Annotated in this window: 6 protein-coding genes; 2 read left to right on the forward strand and 4 right to left on the reverse strand. The window is 42.7% G+C overall.

Annotated elements, in window-relative coordinates:
- Window positions 1–389: 389 nt before the first annotated feature.
- Genes V7Z60_RS07770 through V7Z60_RS07780 form a run of 3 tightly spaced genes read right to left on the reverse strand, consistent with a single transcriptional unit; the run spans window position 390 to window position 3,212 of the window.
- Entirely contained in the window at window positions 390–1,328 is a 939-nt protein-coding gene (locus V7Z60_RS07770) for a hypothetical protein (protein WP_334117267.1), read from the reverse strand.
- 14 nt (window positions 1,329–1,342) lie between these two features.
- Entirely contained in the window at window positions 1,343–2,110 is a 768-nt protein-coding gene (locus V7Z60_RS07775) for a YibE/F family protein (protein WP_334117268.1), read from the reverse strand.
- On the reverse strand, window positions 2,097–3,212 hold the full coding sequence (locus tag V7Z60_RS07780) for a YibE/F family protein (protein ID WP_334117269.1): 1,116 nt from the start codon (window positions 3,210–3,212) through the stop codon (window positions 2,097–2,099). Before V7Z60_RS07780 ends, V7Z60_RS07775 begins: the two co-directional genes overlap by 14 nt.
- Before the next feature lie 139 nt (window positions 3,213–3,351).
- On the opposite strand from V7Z60_RS07780, the gene V7Z60_RS07785 reads away from it, so the two are divergent.
- Window positions 3,352–4,335, forward strand: a complete 984-nt coding sequence (locus V7Z60_RS07785; RefSeq protein ID WP_334117270.1) for a biotin--[acetyl-CoA-carboxylase] ligase — start codon at window positions 3,352–3,354, stop codon at window positions 4,333–4,335.
- 50 nt (window positions 4,336–4,385) lie between these two features.
- Window positions 4,386–5,354: a biotin--[acetyl-CoA-carboxylase] ligase gene (locus V7Z60_RS07790; RefSeq protein ID WP_334117271.1), complete on the forward strand. Its 969-nt coding sequence runs from the start codon at window positions 4,386–4,388 to the stop codon at window positions 5,352–5,354.
- A gap of 260 nt (window positions 5,355–5,614) precedes the next feature.
- Here V7Z60_RS07790 and V7Z60_RS07795 read toward each other — a convergent pair whose 3' ends face one another.
- Window positions 5,615–6,487 (reverse strand): hypothetical protein, encoded by an 873-nt coding sequence (locus V7Z60_RS07795; RefSeq protein WP_334117272.1) that lies wholly within the window; start codon window positions 6,485–6,487, stop codon window positions 5,615–5,617.
- Window positions 6,488–6,644 lie beyond the last annotated feature (157 nt).

The raw sequence follows: 6,644 nt of genomic DNA on the forward strand, positions 1-6,644 counted from the left end.
ATCGTCACTATTTACCGATTTTGCTCCATTGCAATCGCAAATCATCCTGTTTTTCGATTTAAGGCAAGGTTTCCCCCGGTCTCTTACATTTGAGTAAATTTTTTAATGATGCAATTTAAAAAAACGCAGCATTAGATTATATTAAGGTAAACCACCGGTTTTTTTGAAATATAGTAAAAAAATCATCAGGAAGGCTTAAATTTGCCGCCCAGATACCGATAATGAATGTGTAAGGGTTATGATTTTACTTTACACATGGTCTTTACAGGCTCCGCGCCTCTCATAAGCGGATTGCCTGCACTGACGCATTCCCCAAAATCAACAACTAACTAACTGACTTGCCGCCATTTATTCGATGGCGGTTTTTTTGCATTTAAAAAGCTGAGAAATCAATTGATATCTTCATATTCTCCGCTGATTTCATTCAGCTTTTTAGCTTTTTGGGTTGACGAATTGAACTGATACATTCCCTTTAAATTGGAGACCTGCGTGTTGGAATCGCTGGTATGGCGGATTTCAATCTGATAGTTGTCCTTTGAAGTTTCCTGCACATAATACTGATCACCGGCTTCTTGAGGAATCTTCGTCGCTGTTCTGAATGAATTCAAAACTTCATCATTCGTCATCGAAGACGCAAACGATGAAACTTCTGAATTATCCGCAGACGAAATGTCACTTCCCGTTGCCTTCTTATACTGTGAGCTCATCAGTTTGGAATTTCTGGCATTCGTGTATCCAGACTCGGAACTTGCGCTGTCAGCTTTACTGATGGACTCATTTTGTGCCTGTGCAATCAGAGAATCATATCTGGAAGCCTTATATTGCAAATTTTCAACCGCCTGATAGCTGTTCGAAAGCGAATTAAGCGCCTGCAGGCTTCCGCCGGCTTCAGAATATTTGCCGGCTTTGTAATAAGCCGTCACGTCCTCATAATAACGATTTGCCAGCTGGATAATCTGATATTCGCGCTGAACTTTTTTAATCTGCTTGACGAGCGCATCCGGACTCGTGACGTTGTCCAGATTTGCCAGGTTTTTTTCAGCTTCTTCAACATCGTTCCCGGTCAGAGCCTTTTTGGCAGCCAGAAGATACTTCAGATTGTCACGCAATTTCTGTGCCTTGACAGACAGTTTTTTTTCATCGACTGCTTTCAATTCGTAATATGCCTGTTTGTTATCGCCCGTTTCAAGATTGGAAATCGCCGTTTGATAAGCCGTATTTCCGTCATTTCCGACCGTGGCCTTATTTTGCCTTTCGCCGCATCCGACAAGCACCAGTGCCAGCATTGCCGCTGATGCCACCTTAACTGCATTTTTAAAGAATTTCATTGATTTCACCCCTTCTAAAAATCATTACCCTTGCGCTTCTGGTTGATTTTTCTTCCCATCAGATAGGTCGTAATCCAGATAACAAGAATTACCGCAACGGCCGAGTACAAAACTGCCATGCATTCACTGACGAAGATTTTCGAATTCAAATAGTATCCGAAACTGGCATTCAGTTTGTAAAGCAAAATGAACAGTGCCAGATCCCCGCCGAACATTCCAAAAAACAAAGTATTGAACGTCATGCCCATAATTTGAAAGCCAATCGTGCGCCCGCTTTTGAAAATCTCCGCGATTGTAATTCCGGGATTCTGCTCGCTCAATTCCTCCAGACCGCTTGAAATTGCCACTGCAGCTTCAGCAATTGCTCCAAGCGTGCTCAAAACGGTCGTTGAAATCAAAATAGTCTCAAAATTGGCACCGACGAGCAGATTGAAAGCTTCGATTTCTTCAGATTGCTCATTTGAAAAGCCCTTGATCTGGGCAAAATAATCCAGGGGAACGATCAGCAACAGCATTATGACCATTACGATCAGCGTTGCAAGGAATGCCGTATTCGTTGAAGTCTCGTTCTTGCTGCCCATAAAAATCGTGATTGCAAGAATGCATACCCCGGCAAAGAAAGTCACGCCGATTGCAGAAATTCCGCCGGTAATCAGGATGACGGCCGCAAACAGAATCAGAAAATTGAAGGCGACGCTCAAAAATGACGTAAAACCGCTTTTTCCACCCACAAGTATCATCAAAACCATCAATATGAGCGTTAACAGACTAATCGTTGACATCCTGAGCACCCCCTAAGACTTTCGCGCTGAGAAAGCTTGCGCATGGAATGACCAGCGTTACTCCTATGCCGCTGATCAGCGTCTGCACGATTCCAAGCGCCATTGTCCATTCGAACGTATAAGCAATGCTGTTTCCCGTTTTAAAATACAGAATTGACATCGTAAAGGTTTCCGCAAAGAAAATCATCAAAAGCACGTTGACCAAGGGACCCATTATCGATCTTCCAACTGCCATCCCTGATTTGAAAAGCTGTCTTTCGCCGATTTCTTCATCCGTTCTCTTCATCTCAAACAAAGTTGAAACTATGTCTGTTGCAGCATCCATAACCGTCCCTAAAAGTCCGATGACGGTTGCGGCAAGAAAAAGCTGCTTCGGAGATTGAGTCGCATAATCGAGTGCTTCATAGTGCACGCCCTTGCCGTCAGTGACGTTCATCGCAATCAGTCCGATCAAAAGCGCAGTCACCGTTCCGGAAACAACAGATGCGCAAGTCACGAACCATTGCCTGTTGAATCCAATCACAAGCCAGAGGGAAAGAACCGTGAAAATCAGCGCTGCCACTGCAAACAACCAGAAGAAGTTCGTCAGATTAAGCATCACGTCAAGCTGAACGAATATCAGGAAGACGACAAAATTGACTGCCACGCTCAACAACGTTTTCAAGCCATTGAGTTTCATCGTTGCATATAATAAGACAACAACAAGCCACAACAGCATTACCAGATAAACGTCGCGCTTATAGTGAGAAATCGATGAGTTCAAATTTCCCTGATGCTTTTTGATCGTCAAAAAAACCTGATTTCCGACTTTATATTCCTGATCCAATCCACCTGATTGCGAATAGGTATTTCTTAATTTGACAATCCTGCTTCGATACTTCCCGTTCAAGATTTTAAAGGTTACTTCCTGAACCGTTATTTTGTCTTGATTATTGAATGTATCCTTAGTTCTGCTGACTGATTTAACAGAAACGTTCTCGACTTTTCCCACCGGTTGTTTATAAAGAAAAGCATCATTGCTTGCAAATATATATAAAATCAGCCCGCTGAGAACAATTAAAAGCATTTTTAACAGATCTTTCCTGTCAAATGATTTTTTCATTATTAATCACCCCAAGCTTCACTTTTAAGATACCATTTTGCCTTAAAGAATTAAAGAAAATATTGCAATGAAAATATTTGCTTGTCTTTGTGTTAACTTAATAATAAAATTAGGTTAACTAACAAAAGGACGTTATACCATGGAAACAATCGAAAAAGTATTCAACTTACTGACCGAAACTCCTGAATACGTTTCAGGGCAAAAAATAGCAGACGAACTCAACATCTCGCGGACAGCCGTCTGGAAAGCCGTCAGTTCCCTAAAACAACGAGGCTTTTTAATTGAGGGCAAAACACGGATGGGCTATCGCTATCTTCCGTCAATGAAATTGAACGAAGATGAAATCAGACGATATCTTGATCCTGCGCTGGACCTGACTTTTGAAACATATGAGCAAATCGAATCAACCAACGATTTCTGCAAAAAACTGGTACTCGATTCAAAAACATCAAAACCGCACATCGTTTTGTCGGAACAGCAGACAGGCGGTCACGGCCGCTATGGACGGAGCTTCTTTTCTCCAAAAGGCGGTGGAATCTACCTGAGCATTCTGCTGAAAATCAACAGCGCCCGAATTGATCCGGGACTGCTGACTATTTCCTCATCGCTTGCAGTCGTTAAGGCTTTGGAAAAACTGTTTCGCATCAATTGCCAGCTCAAATGGGTCAATGATATCATCGTCGATAATCGCAAAGTTGCCGGCATCCTGGTCGAAGGCGCGACTGATTTTCAATCGGGGGCAATGGATCACGTGATTATCGGGCTTGGGATGAACTACATGACTGATCCGGAAATTTTCCCTGAAGCCATCAGGAATCGTGCCGGATCTCTCAGAAAATACGCCCATTGTTCAGACGTCAGCAGAAACAGGCTCATCGCAGTCTTTTTAAACGAGTTTTTCAAAATATACCCAAATTATCAGACCGGGGATTTCATGAACGAATACCGCAAGCGTTCAAACATCATCGGAAAACAGGTCTCCATACTCGTTTCCAACCGAGTCGTTTCAGGAACGGTCAAAACAATCGATGACAAAGGCCGGATTGTCTTGACTGACGGTACCGTCCTCGTGTCAGGCGAAGTTACAAAGATTAGAGAAAAAGGTTATGATTTGCATAATTGATGAACGCTAGTCTATAATTATACGTAACATCAGGAGAGAAGGTAATGATTATGAAAACATCTGAGAAAGTTCTTCAGCTTCTTTTGAAAAAACAGGCTTTCCTGTCAGGACAGGAACTGGCAGATGAGCTCAATGTTTCAAGAACCGCGGTTTGGAAAGCCATCCAGTCGCTTCAGGAAGAAGGTTATCAAATCGAAAGCAAGCCGCGAATCGGGTATCGTTATATTGAGGGCTTGAAACTGAGCGAGGCATCAATCAGACGCTTCTTGAATCCTGAACTTGATTTGAATTTTGAAATTTATGATACGATCGATTCTACGAACAATCGCTGCAGTCAAAAGGCCATGGATCCTGAAACGAAAACCCCGCTCGTTGTTATTTCCGACAGTCAGGAAGCCGGCCACGGACGTTACGGACGTCCTTTCGCCTCACCTGTCGGCGGCGGAATCTACATAAGCATCCTGCTTGATAACGACGATCCCGACTTCAATCCCGGTCTGTTGACGACCGCAACCGCCATTGCCGTTACCAGAACGATTGAAGAACTCGTTCATGCCAGGTGCGAAATCAAGTGGGTCAATGACGTTCTTGTCGACGGCAAAAAAATCGTCGGCATTCTGACTGAGGGCGTTGCAGACCTTGAAACTCAGCTCATCAAGCACATCATAGTCGGAACGGGAATCAACTACCTGACCGACCCGCTTGAATTTCCAGAAGAAATCAGACAGCGTGCAGGTTCTCTCAGAAAATACACGATTGATTCCGACGTCAGCCGCAATGCCTTCATTGCCGGCTACCTCAACGAATTCTTCTCGCTCTACCAAAACTATAAAGATGCTGACTTCATGGATGAATATCGTGCTCATTCAAACACCATCGGAAAAGACGTCACCATCAACCGCTCCGGTCAAACTTCTGAAGGTCACGTTGCCACCATCGATAATCAGGGACGTCTCGTCTTGTCATCAGGTGAAATTCTCTCTTCAGGAGAAGTCACAAAAATCAGAAGCAATTCCTGATCATCTTTGGCAAATTTAGAAAAATCCTGAAATTGAAAACTCGGATGACTTGCGACTAAGTGCAAATCTCATCCGAGTTTTTGTGTACGCACGACAATCTTTCGCTATGATGGAAATAACCGGAAAAAGTCGTTTTTCATGTATCCAGATTTCATTCCGGTAAATTTGAGCAGGGACCTGACATACTGACTGAGCGTGTGACGGCCGGCACTGCATTTTATAAAAAAGGCCGGGACAGCCCGGCCTTTCAATCAAAAATTTCAGTAATCAGAATTATACCTGGCGGCATCCATCAGTTTCAAGAATCCGTCAGAGCTGAAGAAAATCATAAACGATCCCACACCAAAGGCGCACAAACCAATGATCCAGAATAATTTCTGAGGCATTGAGAAGTAATTCATAAGCAACGAATTGAATTCCCCAACGGAATTGTCATTTGAAACGGATGCATTGGACAAAGACGCCAGCAGGGCAATCAAAATCGTACACAGGCTGGCAATGAACATCATTTCGCCAAAATATCTCATGACCTTTCTGACGTCATTTCCATTACGGAAATAATATACGAACATCATTGCCAAGATGACGGCAATCGAAATCAAAGGCACGTAATTCAATTTCATCTTAGCGGAAAGAAACATCTTCTGAGCATCAAAGATACCGGAATTTCTCAACTTCACTCTAAAATACCCGGCGGCATTTTCCCTGTAATTTGCATGAAAGTTATACAATTGCTGCTGAGTTGCCTTGATGCGTCCGTCCTTGATTGCCCTTCTCAAATTATCTTCAGACATCTTCGAAAAAAGCTCGACATTGACTAACTCGCTCTTTCCTCTGCAAAAACTCTTCGTAGTCTCACATAAAAGCCTGCTCGTCTGGGCGCTCGTCAAGGACATCTTCTGTGCCTGACTGCCTGAAAAATTAACGCTCTGTGCACAGTATACGAGAACTTCATCATAAATTCTCCTATACTCCTGAACATATCTTGATTGTCTATTTTGCTTTAACAAATACGATTCATTTAAAACAGTTCCCTCAAAAGAAATCGAAACAAAGCAAACAACCATGGCAAATATGACTACAAAACCGCATATGAAATTCTGTAGCAGCATCTTACCATTTATACGTGTCACGCCTGTTCCCCCCTAAATCCTAAAAAAACATATTAAGCTACGGACACCAGGCATTTCTCATTATCCCTTAATCGATTCCCTACATATTGCTGACTCAAAGAAATACCTCATTAAAGATAAAGAAACTCTAAATTAAAACTACAGTTCCATTCTATAT

It is taken from the genome of Ligilactobacillus sp., assembly GCF_036846325.1.
Classification (GTDB): Bacteria; Bacillota; Bacilli; order Lactobacillales; family Lactobacillaceae; genus Ligilactobacillus.

Excerpts from the sequence above, each read along its gene's own strand:
- V7Z60_RS07770 (WP_334117267.1), bottom strand. The coding sequence starts at position 1,328 with ATGAAATTCTTTAAAAATGCAGTTAAGGTGGCATCAGCGGCAATGCTG.
- V7Z60_RS07775 (WP_334117268.1), bottom strand. The coding sequence starts at position 2,110 with ATGTCAACGATTAGTCTGTTAACGCTCATATTGATGGTTTTGATGATA.
- V7Z60_RS07780 (WP_334117269.1), bottom strand. The coding sequence starts at position 3,212 with ATGAAAAAATCATTTGACAGGAAAGATCTGTTAAAAATGCTTTTAATT.
- V7Z60_RS07785 (WP_334117270.1), top strand. The coding sequence starts at position 3,352 with ATGGAAACAATCGAAAAAGTATTCAACTTACTGACCGAAACTCCTGAA.
- V7Z60_RS07790 (WP_334117271.1), top strand. The coding sequence starts at position 4,386 with ATGAAAACATCTGAGAAAGTTCTTCAGCTTCTTTTGAAAAAACAGGCT.